Origin of the sequence: Pseudomonas sp. VA159-2 (assembly GCF_024126635.1) — a bacterium.
GTDB classification, from domain to species: Bacteria; Pseudomonadota; Gammaproteobacteria; order Pseudomonadales; family Pseudomonadaceae; genus Aquipseudomonas; species Aquipseudomonas muyukensis.
On the sequence record NZ_JAMYBV010000004.1, the window covers coordinates 72,464 to 90,129 of the forward strand.

General features: G+C 66.1%; 16 protein-coding genes. 5 read left to right on the forward strand and 11 right to left on the reverse strand.

What is annotated here, in order from left to right; translation table 11 throughout:
* Positions 1-3 precede the first annotated feature (3 nt).
* Genes pqqC through NJG22_RS05515 form a run of 4 tightly spaced genes read left to right on the forward strand, consistent with a single transcriptional unit; the run spans position 4 to position 3,931 of the window.
* The gene (gene pqqC / locus NJG22_RS05500; protein WP_217853912.1) at positions 4-741 is read left to right on the forward strand and encodes a pyrroloquinoline-quinone synthase PqqC; all 738 of its coding nucleotides are present in this window, start codon (positions 4-6) and stop codon (positions 739-741) included.
* Entirely contained in the window at positions 738-1,013 is a 276-nt protein-coding gene (gene pqqD / locus NJG22_RS05505) for a pyrroloquinoline quinone biosynthesis peptide chaperone PqqD (RefSeq protein ID WP_134689829.1), read from the forward strand. Before pqqC ends, pqqD begins: the two co-directional genes overlap by 4 nt.
* A complete protein-coding gene (pqqE, locus tag NJG22_RS05510; protein WP_253093137.1) occupies positions 985-2,133 on the forward strand; it encodes a pyrroloquinoline quinone biosynthesis protein PqqE in 1,149 nt (382 codons plus the stop codon). The genes pqqD and pqqE overlap by 29 nt, the downstream gene beginning before the upstream one ends.
* Positions 2,114-3,931, forward strand: coding sequence for a S9 family peptidase (locus tag NJG22_RS05515; protein ID WP_253093138.1), 1,818 nt, complete (start codon positions 2,114-2,116; stop codon positions 3,929-3,931). The genes pqqE and NJG22_RS05515 overlap by 20 nt, the downstream gene beginning before the upstream one ends.
* A gap of 80 nt (positions 3,932-4,011) precedes the next feature.
* On the opposite strand, the gene NJG22_RS05520 is transcribed toward NJG22_RS05515, so the two are convergent.
* Positions 4,012-4,170, reverse strand: a complete 159-nt coding sequence (locus tag NJG22_RS05520; protein ID WP_009681539.1) for a YqaE/Pmp3 family membrane protein — start codon at positions 4,168-4,170, stop codon at positions 4,012-4,014.
* A 170-nt stretch (positions 4,171-4,340) separates the two neighbouring features.
* On the reverse strand, positions 4,341-5,618 hold the full coding sequence (locus tag NJG22_RS05525; protein ID WP_253093139.1) for an aminotransferase class III-fold pyridoxal phosphate-dependent enzyme: 1,278 nt from the start codon (positions 5,616-5,618) through the stop codon (positions 4,341-4,343).
* Between the two features lie 209 nt (positions 5,619-5,827).
* Between NJG22_RS05525 and NJG22_RS05530 the strand changes: the two genes are divergently transcribed.
* Complete coding sequence (locus NJG22_RS05530) at positions 5,828-6,751, forward strand: LysR family transcriptional regulator (protein WP_253093140.1); 924 nt, start codon at positions 5,828-5,830, stop codon at positions 6,749-6,751.
* Positions 6,752-7,089: 338 nt separating this feature from the next.
* Here NJG22_RS05530 and NJG22_RS05535 read toward each other — a convergent pair whose 3' ends face one another.
* From NJG22_RS05535 to bioB, 9 genes are all read right to left on the reverse strand, one after another.
* Positions 7,090-8,868: an acyl-CoA dehydrogenase C-terminal domain-containing protein gene (locus NJG22_RS05535; RefSeq protein WP_253093141.1), complete on the reverse strand. Its 1,779-nt coding sequence runs from the start codon at positions 8,866-8,868 to the stop codon at positions 7,090-7,092.
* A 137-nt stretch (positions 8,869-9,005) separates the two neighbouring features.
* Positions 9,006-10,289 carry a GGDEF domain-containing protein gene (locus NJG22_RS05540; protein WP_253093142.1) on the reverse strand — a complete coding sequence of 428 codons (1,284 nt, stop codon included), beginning with the start codon at positions 10,287-10,289 and terminating at the stop codon, positions 9,006-9,008.
* A gap of 368 nt (positions 10,290-10,657) precedes the next feature.
* Positions 10,658-12,463 (reverse strand): phenylacyl-CoA dehydrogenase, encoded by a 1,806-nt coding sequence (locus NJG22_RS05545; protein WP_253093143.1) that lies wholly within the window; start codon positions 12,461-12,463, stop codon positions 10,658-10,660.
* A 249-nt stretch (positions 12,464-12,712) separates the two neighbouring features.
* Entirely contained in the window at positions 12,713-13,009 is a 297-nt protein-coding gene (locus tag NJG22_RS05550) for a pyrroloquinoline quinone biosynthesis protein PqqE (protein ID WP_253093144.1), read from the reverse strand.
* 162 nt (positions 13,010-13,171) lie between these two features.
* Positions 13,172-13,852, reverse strand: coding sequence for a dethiobiotin synthase (bioD, locus tag NJG22_RS05555; RefSeq protein WP_253093145.1), 681 nt, complete (start codon positions 13,850-13,852; stop codon positions 13,172-13,174).
* 1 nt (position 13,853) lies between these two features.
* Complete coding sequence (gene bioC / locus NJG22_RS05560; RefSeq protein WP_253093146.1) at positions 13,854-14,678, reverse strand: malonyl-ACP O-methyltransferase BioC; 825 nt, start codon at positions 14,676-14,678, stop codon at positions 13,854-13,856.
* On the reverse strand, positions 14,671-15,402 hold the full coding sequence (locus tag NJG22_RS05565) for an alpha/beta fold hydrolase (RefSeq protein ID WP_253093147.1): 732 nt from the start codon (positions 15,400-15,402) through the stop codon (positions 14,671-14,673). Before NJG22_RS05565 ends, bioC begins: the two co-directional genes overlap by 8 nt.
* A complete protein-coding gene (gene bioF / locus NJG22_RS05570) occupies positions 15,395-16,567 on the reverse strand; it encodes an 8-amino-7-oxononanoate synthase (protein WP_253093148.1) in 1,173 nt (390 codons plus the stop codon). Before bioF ends, NJG22_RS05565 begins: the two co-directional genes overlap by 8 nt.
* Before the next feature lie 2 nt (positions 16,568-16,569).
* A complete protein-coding gene (gene bioB / locus NJG22_RS05575) occupies positions 16,570-17,628 on the reverse strand; it encodes a biotin synthase BioB (RefSeq protein WP_253093149.1) in 1,059 nt (352 codons plus the stop codon).
* Between the last annotated feature and the right edge of the window lie 38 nt (positions 17,629-17,666).

Here is a 17,666-nt window from a genome sequence, read left to right on the forward strand (position 1 = left end):
CCGATGTCCCCTGCCGAGTTCGAGCAGGCCCTGCGCGCCAAGGGCGCCTATTACCACATCCACCACCCGTACCACGTGGCGATGTACCAAGGCCGTGCCACCCGCGAGCAGATCCAGGGCTGGGTGGCCAACCGCTTCTACTACCAGGTCAACATCCCCCTCAAGGACGCCGCGATCCTGGCCAACTGCCCGGACCGCGAGGTGCGCCGCGAGTGGATCCAGCGCCTGCTCGACCACGACGGCGCCCCCGGCGAGGACGGCGGTATCGAGGCCTGGCTGCGCCTGGGCCAGGCCGTGGGGCTGGACCCCGACCAGCTGCGTAGCCAGGAGCTGGTACTGCCGGGCGTGCGCTTCGCGGTCGACGCCTACGTCAACTTCGCCCGCCGCGCCAGCTGGCAGGAGGCGGCCAGCAGCTCGCTGACCGAGCTGTTCGCCCCACAGATCCACCAGTCGCGCCTGGACAGCTGGCCGCAGCACTACCCGTGGATCGACCCGGCCGGCTACCAATACTTCCGCACCCGCCTGGGCCAGGCCCGGCGCGATGTGGAACACGGCCTGGCGATCACCTTGCAGCACTACACCACCCGCGAAGGCCAGCAACGCATGCTGGAGATCCTGCAGTTCAAGCTGGATATCCTGTGGAGCATGCTCGATGCCATGAGCATGGCCTATGAACTGAACCGCCCGCCGTACCACAGCGTCACCACCGAGCGGGCCTGGCACAAGGGGATCGCCCTATGAGTTTCGACCGTCAACAGGTGCCCGCCTGGCGCCCCGGCTACCGTTTCCAGTACGAGCCGGCACAGAAGGGCCATGTGCTGCTGTACCCCGAGGGCATGATCAAGCTCAACGACAGCGCCGGGCTGATCGGCGGCCTGGTCGATGGCCAGCGCTCGGTGGCGGCGATCATTGCCGAACTTGAACAGCAATTCCCCGGTGTGCCCGAAGTCGCTGACGACATCGAGCAATTCATGGAGGTGGCCCGTGCCGAACACTGGATCACCCTCGCCTGAGGTGCCGGTCGGCCTGCCGCTGTGGCTGCTGGCCGAACTGACCTACCGCTGCCCGCTGCAGTGCCCGTACTGCTCCAACCCGCTGGACTTCGCCGAACAGGGCAAGGAGCTGAGCACCGCGCAGTGGTTCAAGGTCATGGCCCAAGCCCGCGAAATGGGCGCCGCGCAGATCGGCTTTTCCGGCGGCGAGCCGCTGGTGCGCCAGGACCTCGCCGAGCTGATCGGCGAGGCCCGCCGCCTGGGCTACTACACCAACCTGATCACCTCCGGCATCGGCCTGACCGAGCAGAAGATCGCCGCGTTCAAGCAGGCCGGGCTGGACCATATCCAGATCAGCTTCCAGGCCAGCGACGAGCAGGTGAACAACCTGCTGGCCGGCTCGAAAAAAGCCTTCGCGCAAAAGCTGGAGATGGCCCGGGCAGTGAAGGCCCATGGCTATCCGATGGTGCTCAACTTCGTCACCCACCGGCACAATATCGACAAGATCGACCGCATCATCGAGCTGTGCATTGCCCTGCAAGCCGACTTCGTCGAACTCGCCACCTGCCAGTTCTATGGCTGGGCACACCTCAATCGCCTGGGCCTGCTGCCGACCCGCACGCAGTTGCAGCGGGCCGAGCGCATTACCAACGAGTACCGGGAAAGACTCAAGGCCGAAGGCAGCCCGTGCAAGCTGATCTTCGTCACCCCGGACTACTACGAAGAGCGTCCCAAGGCCTGCATGAACGGCTGGGGCAGCCTGTTCCTGACCATCACCCCCGACGGCACCGCCCTGCCCTGCCACGGTGCGCGGCAGCTGCCGGTGCAGTTCCCCAATGTGCGCGACCACGACCTGCGGCACATCTGGTACGACTCGTTCGGCTTCAACCGCTTCCGCGGCTATGACTGGATGCCCGAACCCTGCCGCTCGTGCGACGAGAAGCAAAAGGACTTCGGCGGCTGCCGTTGCCAGGCCTTCATGCTCACCGGCGATGCCAGCAAGGCCGACCCGGTGTGCGCCAAGTCACCGGACCATGGCATCATCCTCAAGGCCCGCGAGGAAGCCGAACACGCAACGCTGGAGATCGAACAGATGACCTTGCGCAACGCACGCAATTCCCATGTCATCGCCCGTGGCTGAGCTCAGCGCCGCCCAGGCAGTGGCCGCCGGCACCGACTTCGCCGAACTCAAGGTCGGCGCGCTGGGGCTGTTCTGGAACGAGTTCCGCCCCGCCGATGGCGCCTGCCGGCTCTGGCATTGGCGCGACCATCAGGCCCGCTGCCTGACCCCCGACGGTTTCAGTGTGCGCAGCCGGGTCTATGAATATGGCGGCGGCAGTTTCTGCCTGGCCGACCACGGCCTGGTGTTCGTCAACGAGCACGACCAGCAGGTCTACAGCCAGGCGCTGGATGGTTCGGCGCCATGCGCCCTCACCGCTAACCCCGCCTGTCGCTATGGCGACGTGCAGTGGCACGCCGGGCAGGTGCTGGCGGTGGAGGAAAGCCATGGCGAGCAAGTGGTCCATCGGCTGGTCAGCCTGGCCGCGGGCGGCCGTGAAGTCCTCGCTGAAGGCGCCGACTTCTACGCCACGCCGACCCTGAGCGACAATGGCCGGCGCCTGGCCTGGGTCGAATGGGATCGCCCCGCGCAGCCATGGACCCGCACCCGTCTGATGTGCCGCGAGCGGGGCCCGGCTGGCGATTGGGGGCCGGCACGCTGTATCGCCGGGCAGGACGAGTCGCTGCAGCAACCGCGCTTCGATGCCGCAGGGCGGCTGTACTGCCTGTCGGACCGCGACGGTTTCTGGCAGCCCTGGGGCGAAGTGGACGGACGCTGGCAAGCCTTGCCCGCCGCCAATGCCGACCATGCCGCCGCCCCCTGGCAACTGGGGCCCTGCACCTGGCTGGCGCTGGGCCCTGCCAGCTACCTGGCCAGCTGGTTCGAAGAAGGCTTCGGGCAACTGGGGCTGCGCACCGACAGCGGTGAAGTGCAGCGCTACGCCAGCGCCTACAGCCGCTTTCGCAGCCTGGCCCTGGACGCCGACCACCTCTACGCCATCGCCGCCTCGCCCATCAGCCCGCCGGCGGTCATCGCCATCGACCGGCGCAGCCACGAGGTCCGGGTGCTGGCAGGCGGGGCCGAGGTGTTGCCCGCCGAGCACATCAGCCAGCCACGGCCGATTCGCTACGCCAGCGGCGATGGCGTGGCCCACGGCTTCTTCTACCCAGCGATGACTGGCCGCGGCCCCGCGCCGCTGGTGGTGTTCATCCATGGCGGGCCGACGTCGGCCTGCTACCCGGTGCTAGACCCGCGCATCCAGTACTGGGCCCAGCGCGGCTTCGCCGTCGCCGACCTCAACTACCGGGGCAGCAGCGGCTATGGCCGCGCCTATCGCCAGGCCCTGCACCTGCGCTGGGGCGAGAGCGACGTGCAGGATGCCTGCGCGGCGGTGGCATACCTGGCCGAACAGGGGCTGGTCGACCCTCGCCAGGCGTTCATTCGCGGTGGCAGCGCGGGTGGCTATACCACCCTCTGTGCGCTGGCCTTGCACAGGGTCTTCCGCGGCGGCGCCAGCCTGTATGGCGTCAGCGATCCGGTGGCCTTGGGGCAGGCTACCCACAAGTTCGAAGGGGATTATCTGGACTGGCTGATCGGCGACCCGCTGCAGGATGCCGAACGCTACCGCCAGCGCACACCGCTGCTGCATGCCGGGCAGATCGAGGTGCCGGTGATTTTCTTCCAGGGTGAACTGGACGCGGTGGTCGTGCCGGCGCAGACCCGCTCGATGCTCGAGGCCTTGCAGGCCAACGGCATTGCCGCCGAGGGGCATTTCTACCCAGGCGAGCGACATGGTTTTCGCCAGGCGGCAAACCTGGCCCATGCGCTCGAGCAGGAATGGAAGTTCTATTGCCGGGTATTGGCCACAGAGCCTCTGTAGGCGCGGCACCGGCTGCGCCGGTGTTCGCCGGCAAGGCCGGCTCCTACGAGGCTTGCGGCATGCCTCGCCGCTGTGGGTCTTCAGCGCTTGGCGATGATGTACACCGCATGCACGATCCCGGGAATGTAACCCAGCAACGTCAGCAGGATATTCAACCAGAATGCCCCGCCGAACCCCACCTGCAGGAATACGCCCAGCGGCGGCAGGATAATGGCGATGATGATACGAATGAAGTCCATGCGAAACGCTCCATGAGGGTGTTTCAACACAGACTCGCCTCGCTTGGCAGAGGTTCCCCATGCCGCCCTCCCCCTGCGCGACAGGCAAAAAAAACGCCCCGAGCCAAATATTTCAGGCCAGGGGCGATGCGCAGGAACGCGAGACGGTTCGTTGAAATTCTGTAGGCCGGTCAGGCCGGCATCACCCGGCGGCTGTGCTGCTGGGCATGCAGCCGGGCAAAGGCGCGGGCCAGGCGCAGGAGCATCTCGTCGATGTTGCCCTGGCTCACGGTCAGCGCCGGCGAGAAGCGCACCACGTCGGCCTGCGGGGCATTGAGCAGCAGCCCTTCGTGCAAGGCGGCCTCGACCAGCTCGGCGGCCATGCCTTCACGCATCTGCAAGGCCCAGAGCAGCCCTTGCCCGCGCACCTCGCCCTGGCCATAGCGCCCCGCCAGGCGGCTCAGGCCGTCGCGCAGGTGCCGGCCCCTGTCCAGTACCTGGTCGAAGAAGCCCGGCTCCAGCACCGTGTTGAGCACCGCCAGCCCGGCCGCGCTCATCAGCGCATTGCCATGGTGGCTGCCCGCCAGTTCGCCAGGCTCAGCGCAGCAGGCGCTCCCCCGCGCCAGCAGCGCTGCCAAGGGCACGCCGCCGCCCAGGCCCTTGCCCAGGGTGACGATGTCGGCGCGCACCCCGTAGGTCTGCTCGGCCAGCAAGGCGCCGCAACGCCCGATCCCGGTCTGCACCTCGTCGAGAATCAGCAGGATGCCCAGCTCCCGGCACAACCGCTCGACGCCCTTGAGGTAGTCGGCGCTGGCCGGGATCACCCCGGCTTCGCCCTGGATCGGTTCGAGCATGATCGCCACGGTGCGCGAGTCGACCGCGGCATGCAGCGCCGCCAGGTCGTTGAACGGCACCTTGCTGAAGCCTGGCAGGCCTGGCTCGCAGCGGTTGCACGGCAGCGGGTCGGAGGCCGACAACGCCCCCAGGCTACGGCCATGGCAGCCCTGGCTGGCGGTAATGATGTGGTAGGCGCCATTGCGGTGCAGTTGCCCCCATTTGCGCGCCAGCTTGATCGCCCCCTCGCAGGCCTCGGCACCGCTGTTGAGCAGGTAGGCCTGGTCGCTGCCGGTGCTCTGGCACAGTTGCTCGACCAAGCTCAGCAGCGCGCGGCTGTGATAGCCCGCGCCGGGGTTGATCAACGCCTGGGCCTGGTTGCCCAGGGCCTTGACCAGCACGCTCGGACTGTGCCCTAGGCTGTTGACCGCACAGCCCTGGGTAAAGTCCAGGTAGGCGTGCCCTTCGCTGTCCCACAACCACGAGCCCTGGCCACGCACGAACATCTGCGCCGCGCGCTCGGCGCTGGGCATCAGCCGCTCGCGGCTGGGCTGCGCGGTGGCCGGCGCCAGCGCCGGGGCACGCCTGGGCTCGGCCACGGCAGATGCCGAGCGGCGCAGCTTGAACAGGTTCATCGAGGCTCCAGCCAATCACGGTGTCAGGCGGCCAAGGCCCCGGTCGAACGCCGGAGGGTATATTTTGCCTTGCCTATCAAAAGTGTTTTTCATCCGGGGTAACAATCGCCTGGATAAGCGCTGTAACCCGTTGGAATACGGCGATAGACTAGGCCCCAAGCCGATCTGCGGCCATTTCGTTTTTCCAGCTTTTTCGATAAGTAATAGTCATGGATTTTCGCCAACTGCGTTACTTCGTCGCGGTCTACGAGGAAGGCCATGTCGGCCGCGCCGCCGAGCGCCTGTCGCTGTCCCAGCCGGCCCTGTCGCAACAGATCCGCCAGCTGGAGCACAGCCTCGACCTGAACCTGTTCGAGCGCAGCAACAAGCGCCTGCTGCCGACCCTTGCCGCCCACACCCTGTACAACCACGCCGGCCCCCTGCTGGAAGGCTTGCAGCGAGCCCACGAGGCCATGCGCAACTTCAAGGGGCAGTCGCTGCGCACCCTGGCCATCGGCGTGCTGCAAACCGTCCGGCCCAGCTTGGTGCCGCAGCTGCTGGAGCGGGTGCGCAAGGCCCAGCCGCACCTTGTGGTGCAGATCTACGAGCTGTCAGGTTCAGAGATCGAGCGACGCCTGCTCAACGGCAGCCTGGACATCGGCATCAGCTACCTGCCAGCGCGTCAACCAGGGCTGCATGGCCTGCTGCTGTACGAAGACGAACTGCAGTTGGTGATCCCCAAGACCCACCCGCTGAAGGACTTCAAGAAGGTCTCGATCCGCCAGGCGGCGGAGCTGCCGCTGCTGATGCTCGGCGAGGAATTCCAGATCCGCCAGATCTGGAAGGCGCAGTTGGCCAACCAAGGCCGTCGGCCACAGGTGCAGGCCGAGATGAACAACATGGCGGGGATCCTCGACAGCCTGGCGCATACCGCACTGGCCACCATCCTGCCGGGCCGCGCCAAGGATGCCGCCCAGGATGACCAGGAGCTGCTGTGGAAGCCGTTGAGCGAACCGCGGGTGCCCTTGAAGGTCGGCCTGGTGTTCCGCGACGCCCAGCGTCAGCAGGCCTCGGTGGAGCTACTGCGCACGTTGCTCGAGGAAGAGACCGACATCCGGCCCCTGGGTGTCTCGCCGCTGGATGTGCTCGCCTGACAAATCACGTGCACAAAGAAAACCCCGCCGAAGCGGGGTTTCCCAGACTGTTTCCCTTTGACATCCCTATCGCCCCGCCTCCCTGGCAGGAAATCCTTGCGTGTCCCTGTTCTGTCCATTGCGCGTCCTGCGCTACGTCCATGTGACAAAGAGTAACCGTGGATCCAATCTTAGGAAAGAGGCGAAAAGTCACCACGTCATGTAAGACAAAGCTTACAAAAGAGGTGTATTCACAAACAGGCTTGCCCTGACGAAAAAGGCCGCTCCCGCCGACGGACCGCAATCCTCGGCAAGAGCGGCCTGGGCCGCGCGGGGCTGTCAGCCAGCCCGCAAAGGGCTTAGAACTGCGCTGCGTCCAGCAGGTAGAGCGACTCGCTGCCGGCCTTTACCGCGGCGACCAGCGAATGCACCCGCGGCAACAGGCGGGCGAAGTAGAAGCGCGCCGTGCCCAGCTTGGCCCCGTAGAACTCGGCATCGCCCTCGCCGGCCTTGGCCGCGCGGGCCATCAGTGCCCACATGTAGCCGTAGGCGACATAGCCGAACGCCTGCAGGTACTCGACCGATGCCGCGCCAATCTCGTTAGGGTTGCCCTTGGCCTGGTCCAGCAGCCAGGCGGTCAGCTCGTCGAGCTGGTCGAGGGAGGCCGCCAGCGGTTTGCTGAACTCACCCAGCTCGCCGCCTGCGCTGGCGATGAACTGGCGGATCTCGTCGGCGAACAGCTGGTAGTAGGCGCCACCGCTGGCCACCACCTTGCGCCCGACCAGGTCCAGGGCCTGGATGCCATTGGTGCCTTCGTAGATCTGGGTGATGCGCACGTCACGCACCAGTTGCTCCTGGCCCCACTCGCGGATATAGCCATGGCCACCAAACACCTGCTGGCCGTGCACGGTGCACTCCAGGCCCAGGTCGGTGAGGAAGGCCTTGGCCACCGGGGTCAGCAGCGCCACCAGTTCTTCGCTGCGCTTGCGGGTGGCGGCATCCTCGCTGTACTTGGCACTGTCGAGCTGCATCGCCACGTAGGTGGAGAAGGCCCGGCCGCCTTCGATCAGCGCCTTCATGGTCAGCAACATGCGGCGCACGTCCGGGTGGACGATGATCGGGTCGGCCACCTTGTCCTTGGCTTGCGGGCCGGTCGGGGCCCGGCTCTGCAGGCGGTCACGGGCGTACTCCACGGCGTTCTGGTAGGAGCGCTCGGCCGAGGCCAGGCCCTGGATACCAACGCCCAGGCGCTCGTAGTTCATCATGGTGAACATCGCCGCCAGGCCTTTGTTCGGCTCGCCGACCAGGTAGCCGACCGCTTCGTCGAAGTTCATCACGCAGGTGGCCGAGGCCTGAATGCCCATCTTGTGCTCGATCGAGCCGCAGGTGGCAGTGTTGCGCGCGCCCAGGCTACCGTCCTGGTTGACCAGCACCTTGGGCACCAGGAACAGCGAGATACCCTTGGGACCTGCTGGGGCATCCGGCAGCTTGGCCAGTACCAGGTGGATGATGTTCTCGGTGAGGTCGTGTTCGCCACCGGTGATGAAGATCTTGGTGCCGCTGACCTTGTAGCTGCCATCGGCCTGGGGCTCGGCCTTGGTGCGGATGATGCCCAGGTCGGTGCCGGCGTGCGGCTCGGTCAGGCACATGGAACCGGCCCAGACGCCGGCGTACATGTTCGGCAGGTACTGCGCCTTCAGCGCCTCGCTGGCGTGGGCGTTGATCGACAGGCAAGCGCCGGCGGTGAGCATCGGGTACAGGCCGAACGACAGGCTCGAGGCGTTGACCATTTCCTCGACCTGGGCCGAGATCACCTTGGGCATGCCCATGCCGCCGAACTGCGGGTCGCCACCCACGCCGACCCAGCCGCCCTCGGCGTAGGTACGGTAGGCCTCGATGAAGCCGGCCGGGGTGCGCACCGCGCCGTTGTCCCAGTGGCAGCCTTCCTCGTCGGCGGCGCGGCTCAGCGGGGCGATGGACTTGCCGGTGACCTTGCCGGCCTCTTCCAGTACCGCCATGGCCGTCTCGGCATCGACCACCTCGGCCAACCCCGGCAGTTGCGACCAGCGTGTGGCCACGTCGAAGACTTCATTGAGGACGAAGCGCATATCGCGCAGGGGCGCTTTATATTCAGCCATGACAACCTCTCGCTATCGGGGTCGGGGCGGCCCATCGAGGGCCGCGGCACTGGGATGACCCGCAGTGTAACCGAACAACTTTTACGAGACATAGGGTCATCATGCGACTGAATAGTCAGGAATGGTCACACCCCAATTCACGCCATGCGCACGGCCCCACGCCGCGATTGCTGGCCGAAGGTCATCACGCAGTTACGCCCGGCGCCCTTGGCGCTGTACAGCGCCTGGTCGGCGGACTTGAGCACTTCGTCGGGGTTGCGGTGCTCGACCTGGCGCTCGGCGACGCCAATGCTGATGGTCACCGACACCGTGGTATTGGCGCCGCCCCCGCGGCGCTGCCGACCGGTGGAGTCGTCCTGGGGCCGGCTGTTCTGGTCGCGCAGCTGGATCGCGTAGTTGGCGATCATCTCCCGTATCGACTCCAGGTGCGGCAGGCATTCCTCGGCGGTCTTGCCGGCGAACACCAGGGCGAATTCCTCGCCGCCGTAACGGTAGGCGCGCCCCCCGCCGGTGACCTTGGACAGGCGGCTGGCGACCAGGCGCAGCACCTGGTCGCCGACATCGTGACCATGGGTGTCGTTGAATTTCTTGAAATGGTCGACGTCGGTCATGGCGATCACGTAGTTGCGCCCCAGGCGCTGCATGCGCTCGTTCAGCGCCCGGCGCCCCGGCAACCCGGTCAGTTCGTCGCGGAACGCCATCTGGTAGGCCTCGTGGGACACCGCCGCGGCGATCATCAGCATCACCTGGCTGCACATGATGTTCAGGGTGAACGGCAGGATGAAGGTCTTGGGCAGCATCCAGAAGATGCCGACCAAACCGATGATCTGCGCCGCATGCAGGGGCCGCGGCTCACGCAGGTATTGCACCACCAGCAGGACGAACACCGCCAGGAACAGCGGGTAAGCCAGCTGGATCAGGCTCATCCACTGGCCATGCAGCGCCGGCCAGCGGATCTCGGCCAGCCAGGTCAGCAGCGCCTCGGGAAAACTCTGCTCCAGCGCCACCGCGACACTGCCCACGGCGAACAGCACGGCAAAGCGCGCCAGCAGGTCCTGGGCCAGGTGGGTGCGCTCCTGCCAGGCGCCATACAGCCCGAACAGCGCCGGCAGCAGCAGGCAGACCAGGTGAAAGATCACCGCGGCATCCTCGCGAACCCGACCATTGTCACGGTAGAAGTCGGTCTGGGTGTCGAGCAGGAAATAGGCAATGTACACCGTGACCATCAGGAACAGTTCGCGCTGGCGGCGATATACGGCGCAGTAGGCACCCCCGAGCAACAGCACCAAGGTGGGCAGAACGTTGAACAGCGATGTGAAGAAGACGCTGAGGTCCCTCACATAGGCTGCCGCAAGCCCTGCCAGCAACAGAATCAGCGAAGGCAGGAAGTGGCTTGCGCGTACAGCGGATAAACGAAACAAGGGTAATCTCCGACCCGGCAGATCAATAATGGCATTGTGCCCCTACTTCATCGGCAGTGCACATGAATAGATGAATACAGATGCCCGTTTTAACGGCAGATCAGGGCTGAAGCTTGAGACTTTCTCGTTACTGGATGCGACGCCCAGTAGGATTCTTCCTGTTTACGCGATGCCTGTAGCAGCGGCCTCGTGTCGCGAAAGGGTTGCAAAGCAGCCCCGGCGATCTTTGCAGCAACGCTGAAACCCTCGGGCTGCCGCGCGGCCCTTGCGCGACGCAAGGCCGCGCCTACAGGGCAGGCGTGAAAGTCCGGGCAAAAAAAAACCGCCTGCCGGTGAGGGCAGGCGGTTTTTTGTACAACCGCTACGGCTTAGCAGGACAGACCGAAGTCTTCTTCCTTCATCGCCATCAGGTTGTTGGCGCCCGACAGGATCGCCGCCACATGGCTGCGGGTACGCGGCAGGATGCGCTGGAAGTAGAAGCGCGCGGTCTGCAGCTTGGCGGTGTAGAAGGCCTCTTCGCTGGTGCCGGCAGCCAGTTTCTCGGCGGCCAGGCGGGCGATGTCGGCCCAGAAGTAGGCCAGGCAGGCGTAGCCGGAGTACATCAGGTAGTCCACCGAGGCGGCACCGACTTCCTCGCGATCCTTCATCGCCGCCATGCCGATCTTCATGGTCAGCTCGCCCCACTCCTTGTTGATCGCGGCCAGCGGCTCGACGAACTCCTTGGTGGCCTCGTTGCCTTCCTGCCCCTGGCAGAACTTGTGGACGATCTTGGTGAAGCCCTTGAGCGCCTCGCCCTGGGTCATCAGCACCTTGCGCCCGAGCAGGTCGAGAGCCTGGATGCCGGTGGTGCCTTCGTACAGCATGGAGATACGGCTGTCGCGCACGTTCTGTTCCATGCCCCATTCGGCGATGAAGCCGTGGCCGCCGTAGATCTGCACGCCATGGTTGGCAGACTCGAAACCAACTTCGGTCATGAACGCCTTGGCGATCGGGGTGAGGAAGGCCAGCAGGGCATCGGCCTTCTTGCGCTCTTCTTCATCCTGGCTGTATTTGACGATGTCCACCTGCTTGGCGGTGAAGTACACCATCGCGCGGTTGCCTTCGGCGAAGGCCTTCATGGTCAGCAGCATGCGCCGCACGTCTGGGTGGACGATGATCGGGTCGGCCGCCTTGTCCGGTGCTTTCGGGCCGGTCAGCGAGCGCATCTGCAGGCGGTCGCGGGCGTACTTCAGGCCGCCCTGGAACGCCACTTCGGCGTGGGCCAGGCCTTGCAGCGCGGTGCCCAGGCGAGCGGTGTTCATGAAGGTGAACATGCAGTTCAGGCCCTTGTTGGCTGGGCCGATCAGGTAGCCGGTGGCGCTGTCGAAGTTCATCACGCAGGTGGCGTTGCCGTGGATGCCCATCTTGTGCTCGAGCGAGCCGCAGCTCACGCCGTTGCGCTCACCCACGCCGCCTTCGGCGTTTGGCAGGAACTTCGGCACGATGAACAGCGAAATGCCTTTGGTGCCGGCCGGTGCATCGGGCAGGCGGGCCAGGACGATATGGACGATGTTATCGGCCATGTCGTGCTCACCGGCCGAGATGAAGATCTTGGTACCGGACACCTTGTAGCTGCCGTCAGCCTGGGGTTCGGCCTTGGTGCGCAGCATGCCAAGGTCGGTGCCGCAGTGCGGCTCGGTCAGGCACATGGTGCCGGTCCATTCGCCGGACACCAGCTTGGTCAGGTAGGTCTGCTGCTGCTCGGGGGTGCCGTGCTCGGAGATGGTGTTCATCGCGCCATGGGACAGGCCTGGGTACATGCCCCACGACCAGTTCGACTCGCCAACCATTTCGCTCAGGGCCAGGCCCAGCGACTCCGGCAGGCCCTGGCCACCATGCTCGACGTCATGGGCCAGGCTCGGCCAGCCGCCTTCGACGAACTGCTCGTAAGCTTCCTTGAAGCCGGTCGGGGTCTTCACCCCCGACTCGCTCCAGGTGCAGCCTTCGAGGTCGCCGACGCGGTTCAGCGGGGCCAGCACCTGCTCACAGAATTTCGCGCCTTCTTCCAGGATCGCGTCGACCATGTCCGGCGTGGCGTCCTGGCAGCCCGGCAGGCTCTGATAGTGCGCCTCATAGCCGAGCAGCTCGTCGCGGACGAAGCGGATATCACGCAAGGGGGCTTTGTAATCAGGCATTGCGATGAACCTCTGTGATGAGTTCGGTGGGGAGACCGCGGATACCGACCAGCTCTTGGCGGCTTTCGGTCAAACAGTTGTTTGAAACTTACGTTTAGGTGGCCTCGCTGTCAAGGAGGGCTAGCGGTGGCATTTATGCCGCCGAACATGACATTTACGCCAAGCACCCACAAACGCATCGCGGGGCAGGCCCGCTCCCACGAATGGAAGCGGGCTTGCCCCGCGATGTGTAGCGTAAAGGTCGGTGGATCAGGCGTAGGTATCGATGAAACGACCGAGCATTTCGTCCGAGGCCTTGGCGACTTTGGCGCCCAGTTCGACTTCGTGCTTGCCCAGGGCCAGTTGCACGGTACTGGTAGCCAGGTCCATCTGCTGGCTGCGGTCGACGCCACGCAGGCGTTCGGCCTGGAACTCGGTGGATTGTCCGCTGGTGCCACGCTCGACGGCGTTGCTGGCGATCTGCTGGGCCGCCTGGTCGACGCGGTTCTGGCCGTTCTGGATGGCGCCAAGGCCCGCGTAGAAGGCGGAGCCTGCATTGATTTCCATGTCGTTACTCCGTGACGCTGGAGGGTGAACAGGGCTTATTAAAGCAGTAGATCGGCAAAAAGGCCCGTTTAAATCGCTAATAGCCTAGTGCCAGCCAATAGACGGCGCCGATTTGCTCCACGCCATCACCGCGGCGCCTACAGGCAGTAGCAGGCAACCGCATCAATCCAGCAGGTCCAGTTGCAGGTGCTCGGCCACCGCATCCGCGCCCGCCTTCTTCAGCCAGGGCACCCGCCCCAGGCACGGCGCCGGCAGACGCTCGGCCAGGCTGGACAGGTTCTCCTCCAGGCGCGCTGTCCGTGGGTCGACGATGTTCGCCACCCAGCCCGCCAGCTGCAGGCCGTCGCGGGCGATGGCCTCGGCACTGAGCAAGGCATGGTTGATACACCCCAGGCGTACTCCAACCACCAGGATTACCGGCAGTTTCAGGGCAATCGCCAGGTCCGACAGGTTGGCATGGGCCGAAAGCGGCACACGCCAGCCGCCCGCGCCTTCCACCAGGGTGAAGTCGGCCTGTTGGTCGAGCACATGACGCATGGCCTTGAGCAACACCGGGACCTCCAGCACCACCCCCGCCTCGCGGGCAGCCACATGTGGCGCGATCGCCGGCTCGAAGGCAAACGGGTTGACCTCTTCATAGGGCAGCTTGAGCGAACTCTCGTCGATCAGTGCCAGGGCATCGCTGTTACGCAACCCTTTAGGCGTCACCACGCAGCCGGACGCCACCGGCTTGGCCGCCAGGGTGCTCAGGTTCTGCAGGCGCGCCGCATGCAGCAGGCCGGCGGCAACGGTGGTCTTGCCGACGTCGGTGTCGGTACCGGCGATAAAATACGCCTGATTCATCTCACAGCCCCTGCGCCATGGGTTTGCGCAACACACCATAGACCACCTGGTAGGTGGCCGGCAGCCCCTGGGGCTGGCGGAACTGCTCGTAGGCTTGCAACAGACCCTGCATGCGCGCCCGCCCGGTCAGCCCCGTCGGACGCCCGGGGTTGAGGTTGTGCGCGCCGAGCGCTTTGAGCTCGTGGGTCAGGCTGCGCACGTCCGGGTAGTGCAGCACATGGGCGCGACGCTCCAGCTCGAGCAACGCCAGGCCGCTGTCGCCGCACAGGCGCTGGTAATCCTCGAAACGGCGGAAGCGGTTGACATGGATCCGGCCATCGACCGCCTGCCAGCTGGCCCGCAATTCGTCGAGGGTGCCCACGCACAGGCTGCTGAAGGCCAGCACGCCACCCGGGCGCAGCACCCGCCGCGCCTCGCCCAGCACGCTGGCGAACTGGTCGCACCACTGCACCGCCAGGCTGCTGAACAGCAAGTCGACACTGCCATCGCGCAGCGGCAGGCGCTCGGCGTCGCCAGCCACGTGATGCTGCGCGCCACCCTGTTCACGGGCATGGCGCAGCATGCCCTCGGCGATGTCCACCGCCACCCCGTGCGCGCCGGCGAAACGCTCGGCCAACACCCGGCTGAAATGGCCGGTGCCGCTGCCCAGGTCGAGCCAGCGCGCCGGCGCCAACTGGGCGGGCAGTTGCTCCAGCAGTGCCACGCCCACCGCGCGCTGCAACGCCGCGACACTGTCGTAGCTGGCTGCCGCGCGGGAAAACGAAGCCGCCACCTGGCGCTTGTCCGGCAGGGCGCCGGGCAGGGTTGGCTGGGAAAGGTCAGTCATCGCCACTCTCATGCAGGAAACTCTTGATGCCCGCCGCCAGTTCCTGGGGATATTCCAGCAGGAAGGCGTGGGAACTGTCTTCGACCAGGCCGACTTCCACGTCGGGCAACAGGTCGCTGAGGGCCTTGGCCGCTTCCACCGGCACCAGCGCGTCACTGCCGGCGAACAGGTGCAGCTGCGGGCCGCCGTATTGCTCCAGGGCGGTACGGGTGTCCAGCTTGGCCAGCACTTCAAGCCCGCTGGCCAGGTACAACGGATCGGTGTCCGGCACGCCGACGCCGAGTTGGCGCAGCAAGGTACGCGGCTGCAACGCACCGTCGCTGCACAAAGTACGGAAGCGCTTGAGCGTCACCTGGGTATGGCTGCGGCAGCCGTCGAGGAAGGTGCCGAAGGTGTCCGGCGCCATGCCGTGCGGCCAATCTGGCCGTGCGACAAAACTGGGGTTGCTCGCCAGCGTGAGCAAGCCGCAGCAATGATCGCCGCGCTTGTGCGCCAGGGCGCTGGCGAGCATGCCGCCCAGTGACCAGCCACCCAGCCAGACATCGTTGGGCAGTTTGCGGTCGAGGTGCTCGACCCAGGCCTGCGGATCACGGTCGGCCAGCTCCGGTAGCGGCATCAGCTCGACCTGCAGGCGCGGGTCCTGGGCCCGCAGGCTGGCGGCCAACGGTTCGAGGGAGGCGCAGCCCAGCCCCCAGCCGGGCAAGAGGATCAGTCGGTTACGCATCGGCGGACTCCAGCTGTGGATAACACTCGGCCAATGCATTCAACAATAGCTGGACCTGAGCCTCGCTGTGGGCGGCGCTCAGGGTTACCCGCAGCCGCGCGCTGCCAGCGGGCACGGTCGGCGGGCGGATCGCGGTGACCAGCAACCCGCGCTCGCGCAACATGCGCGACAACGCCATGGCCCGGCCGGCATCGCCGACCAGGATTGGCTGGATTGCCGTGTGGCTGTCCATCAGGGTCAGGCCGATCTGCTCGGCGCCCTCGCGGAACTGGCCAATCAACGCAGCCAGGTGCTCACGCCGCCAGCTTTCGCGGCGCAGCAAGGCCAGGGCCTTGAGCGTGGCACAGGCCAGGGCCGGGGGTTGGCTGGTGGTGTAGATGTAAGGCCGGGCGAACTGCACCAGCGCCTCGATCAGCGCTTCGCTACCGGCGACGAAGGCGCCTGAAGTGCCACAGGCCTTGCCGAGCGTGCCGATCAGCACCGGCACATCCTCAAGGCCCAGGCCGTGGTGCTCGACCAGGCCACCGCCGTTGGCGCCAAGCGTGCCCAGGCCATGGGCGTCGTCGACCATCAGCCAGGCGCCGCGCGCGCGCGCCACCTCGGCCAGGGCCGGCAGGTCGGCGCAATCGCCATCCATGCTGAACACGCCATCGGTGACGACCAGGGTGTTGCCGCTGGCCTTGTCCAGGCGGCTGGCCAGGCTGGCCGGGTCGTTGTGCAGGTAGCGGCTGAAACGCGCGCCGCTGAGCAGCCCGCCATCGAGCAAGGAGGCATGGTTGAGGCGGTCTTGCAGCACCGTGTCGCCCTGCCCGACCAGCGCGGTGATGGCGCCGAGGTTGGCCATGTAGCCGGTGGAGAACAATAGCGCCCGCGGCCGCCCGGTCAGTTCGGCCAGCGCCTCTTCCACCTGGTGGTGCGGCGTGCTGTGGCCGATCACCAGGTGCGAAGCGCCACCGCCGACACCCCAGCGCTCGGCACCGTCGCGCCAGGCCTTGATCACCTCGGGGTGATTGGCCAGGCCCAGGTAGTCGTTGCTGCAGAAGGCCAGCAGCGGCTGGCCGTCGACCACCACCTCGGGCCCCTGCGGGCTTTCCAGCAGCGGTCGCTGGCGATACAGGTCGGCGGCGCGCCGTTCGGCCAGCCGCGCGGCGAGGTCGAAGGCCATGCTCAGGCCGAGGCTGCGTCGTAGAACAGCTCGCTGCTGCGCTGCTCGACCAGGGCCTGCTCGATGGCCGCCTGGTGCACTTCGTCGGCGTGCTCCTCACGGGCTTCGGGCAGGATGCCAAGGCGGGCGAACAGCTGCATGTCCTTGTCGGCCTGCGGGTTGGCGGTGGTCAGCAGTTTCTCGCCATAGAAGATCGAGTTGGCCCCGGCCATGAACGCCAGTGCCTGCATCTGCTCGTTCATCTGCTCACGGCCGGCCGACAGCCGCACATGGGACTTGGGCATGAGGATACGGGCCACGGCCAGCATGCGGATGAAGTCGAACGGGTCGACATCTTGTTCCTCGGCCAGCGGCGTGCCGGCAACCTTCACCAGCATGTTGATCGGCACCGACTCCGGGTGCTCGGGCAGGTTGGCCAGCTGGATCAACAGGCCGGCGCGGTCGTCCAGCGACTCGCCCATGCCGAGGATGCCGCCGGAGCAGATCTTCATCCCGGCATCGCGCACATAGGCCAGGGTCTGCAGGCGCTCGCCGTAGGTGCGGGTGGTGATGATGCTGGTGTAGAACTCCGGCGAGGTGTCGAGGTTGTGGTTGTAGTAGTCCAGGCCGGCCTGGGCCAGGGCCAGGGTCTGCTCCTGGTCGAGCTTGCCGAGGGTCATGCAGGTTTCCAGGCCCATGGCCTTGACCCCTTTGACCATCTCCAGCACGTAGGGCATGTCCTTGGCCGAGGGGTGCTTCCACGCCGCGCCCATGCAGAAGCGCGTGGAACCGATGGCCTTGGCCCGGGCGGCCTCCTCCAGCACCTTTTGCACTTCCATCAGCTTCTGTTTTTCCAGCCCGGTGTTGTAGTGGCCGGACTGCGGACAATATTTGCAATCTTCCGGGCAGGCGCCGGTCTTGATCGACAACAGGGTCGACACCTGTACGCGGTTGGGGTCGAAGTGCGCGCGGTGCACGGTCTGGGCCTGGAACAGCAGGTCGTTGAACGGCTGCTGGAACAGCGCCTTGACCTCGGCCAGGGACCAGTCGTGACGTGTGGTTGCAATTGTACTGGCGCTCATCGGCGTTTCCTTAGCTAGGGTCTGACTGACGCCGGGAG